Annotated in this window: 3 protein-coding genes; 2 read left to right on the top strand and 1 reads right to left on the bottom strand. The window is 53.0% G+C overall.

The window, feature by feature from the left end; genetic code table 11:
* Positions 1–162: 162 nt before the first annotated feature.
* Together B2R17_RS20875 and B2R17_RS20870 are read left to right on the top strand one after the other, a co-directional pair.
* Positions 163–492 carry a DUF4194 domain-containing protein gene (locus B2R17_RS20875; protein ID WP_286765497.1) on the top strand — a complete coding sequence of 110 codons (330 nt, stop codon included), beginning with the start codon at positions 163–165 and terminating at the stop codon, positions 490–492.
* A 474-nt stretch (positions 493–966) separates the two neighbouring features.
* Positions 967–1,347, top strand: a complete 381-nt coding sequence (locus tag B2R17_RS20870; RefSeq protein ID WP_286765496.1) for a GxxExxY protein — start codon at positions 967–969, stop codon at positions 1,345–1,347.
* Between the two features lie 67 nt (positions 1,348–1,414).
* On the opposite strand, the gene B2R17_RS20865 is transcribed toward B2R17_RS20870, so the two are convergent.
* Complete coding sequence (locus B2R17_RS20865) at positions 1,415–2,662, bottom strand: ISL3 family transposase (protein WP_286765495.1); 1,248 nt, start codon at positions 2,660–2,662, stop codon at positions 1,415–1,417.
* Between the last annotated feature and the right edge of the window lie 163 nt (positions 2,663–2,825).

The raw sequence follows: 2,825 nt of genomic DNA, 5'->3' as shown, positions 1-2,825 counted from the left end.
GGCTAACGCCCATCGGCTAATTGTTGTCACTCGGTATACGACTAAATCAACAGGCTGCTACCTGCCTCAGATCGATCCTGAGTTGCTGTCGCCTGAGTACCCGTCGATTCCGAAGTGTTTCGCAGCGTGCGATTGACCTTTGAGACGTCGTTGTAATGCGTCTTGCTGCGCGAAGAGTTGCGTCAATTCGAGGAAGAGATACATCGCGACGGTCGGTGCGTGGTGACACAGGCGGCGCTACTCGAGGTTTGGCAATCGCTCGTCCCAACGGAGACAGACGAAGTGCGAGTCAATCGACTTCTGGGTGGGCAGCTTCGCAAACTGGAAGAGCTGAAATTCGTTCGCCAATTCGAAAATGATCCACCCAGTTGGGAAGTCCGTCGGATCTTGAAAGCAAGGCTGCCGCTGCAGGGATTGGAACGGTTGCGAGCGGACTTGGAGGCCGAGTTGAAACGGAGAGATGCAGGTATGGTTCAGGAAGAAGAAAATTGACGCAGAGGCGCTGGAGACGCAGGGAGCGGTAAGTGTGCGAACCGAATGCAGCTCATTGAAAAAGTCAAATTGACAATTGAAAAATGCAAAGTGATGCGATCTCATCCACGCACTTTTGGCATTTAGCAATTGTCAATTTACACTTTGATTTCTTCAATCACGCCAACCGCTGTATCAATCCCATTCGTCGGAAACCCGCCCAAACTGCCTTGTTGAATTCACTTTTCGCAGCCCAGTCCTATCCCTCAGCGCCTCCCCGTCTCTTGTGCCTCAGCGTCGAATCCATCAGGCATGGATCATGCGGAGCAGTCCATTTCGGTGAACGCAAAGTACAAGGATGGCTTCCACCGTATTGTGAGTTGTTTGTAGGCAATTGACGCAGAGACGCGGGAGACGGGGAGGCGCAGAGGTGAGCGGGCGGGGTAGTGTTTTGTTTCTTACTCCCTGTTTTACGTTCAACCGGCGTGGTGAATCATGAAGGAAAATGACATCAGCAAGGCTATCTTGAATGCTTCGATCGAAGTGCATCGCACGCTCGGCGGACCTGGTTTGTTGGAAAGCGTGTATGAGGAAGCGTTGGCGTGGGAACTCGACCAAGCAGGGTTGTCGGTCAGGCGACAACAGGCAGTTCCGATCGAGTACAAAGGCAACGTGTTGTCGACTCCTCTTCGACTGGACCTCGTTGTGAATGACTTGGTCATCGTCGAGTGCAAAGCCACCTCGAAGTACAACGACATTTTCGCGGTTCAGTGTCTCACGTATCTAAGGCTGATGAACCTGAAGCTCGGGATTGTTGTCAATTTCGGAGAACGCAAAGTGAAGGATGGATTCCATCGCGTTGTAAACGGTTTATAGGAAGTTGACGCAGAGTCTGGGAGGCGGATGGAAACAGAGTTGAGCCCGGACTTAAAAGATTGCCTCGTCAGCAGAATCGGTGGGTTTGATTTGGCTCGGGTAGCTTTCCTAACTGGTGATACAGGGCGATTTCGATCGTTTTATACGACTTGAAACCGTATGCCTTTCTCAACGCCAGTTTGGCTTTGGTGTTCATGCCTTCCACGCTGCCGTTGGAGATCTCGCCACGAGCGAGAAACCAGTTCAACAGTAGGGTTCGGTGTCTGCGTAGTGTGCGTGCCATGTCCTTCATCGGTTCGATTTTCGAGCGCATCGCTCGAGTACACCATTGATCGAGAAATCTGCCTGCCCAGGCCGGACTTTGGTAGCTCCAGAACCGTTGGAAGTCTTCTCGCATCAGATAAGCTTTGATGCTCTTCAGGTTATATTGCAGGAGATCATCAAGCTTGACCGTTTGCTTGTCCGTCAGATTCTCAGGGCGTTTTAGAAGGCACCATCGAGACCCTTTTAGCACCTCTTCATAGCCATCGGCTTTCAACTGCCGGGCCTCCTCAACCCGGACCTTGTTGAGCGCATCGCCGAACTTCTTCATCACGTGGTATCGGTCCAAGATGTGTACCACGTCGGCGGCCTTCTCGGCGATCACGTTCATGTACTGACGCCACATGTCGGTGCAAATGAACTTCAAACTCTGGATCGATGTCTCTGGAACGGCGTTGAAAAAACCGCGCAGACTTTCCTCGGTTCGATCTCGAGCGACGTAAAGCAACCGTCGGCAGTCGGCATCAATCTGGTAGACCAGCGTCAGGTACTTGTATCCTCGACGGTAGGCAATCTCATCTACGCCGATCGCTTCAATGGAGCCGATTTCCCGGTGGATCAGTCCCCAACGAACCACCCAGTCAATTGCCCGGTAGACCGTGTCCCAGCTGGTACCGAAGACTAACGCTGTTTCTTTCCAGCTCAGCCGCTTTGCCCATGCGGCGAGAAAAATCCGATAGCTGTAGGTGCTGTGATGCTTTCCATCTGCCCAAGGAACTTTCTCGATCACCACGCCACAGGCGGGGCAAGCAACTCGCCTCATCGCGTAAAGAAAAAACACCGGGAAACCCCACAGCGGTACAAACTCGAACCGCCTTTCTCCTCGCGTGTCGTATCCGGGGCGTTTCGTTCCGCAGCCACTGCAAATGGGGCGACTTCGCGCGTGTGGCTTGATGCTGATCGAGATCGCTTGGTTGTCGTCACTCCATCGGATACGAGTGTAAACAAACCCCTTTTGCCTTTCGACTCGGTTGAGGATAGTTTTGAGCTGCATCTTGTCGGTCCTGGGTTGTTGCTGAAGTGTCGCAACAACATCAATAGCTCAGTGTCCGGCAAGATGCATCTTTTTTGTGACGTGATTGTTGGAGCCCCTTCCGCCTCGCCTTCGCATCGGCCTGACACTGGCCCGCCCCAGGTCGATGCGAAGGCGAGGCGGG

The organism is Rhodopirellula sp. UBA1907 (assembly GCF_002337565.1).
Lineage (GTDB): Bacteria > Planctomycetota > Planctomycetia > Pirellulales > Pirellulaceae > Rhodopirellula > Rhodopirellula europaea.
The sequence above is the reverse complement of the archived record's forward strand: the minus strand, read 5'-3'. Positions and strand labels throughout refer to the sequence as shown.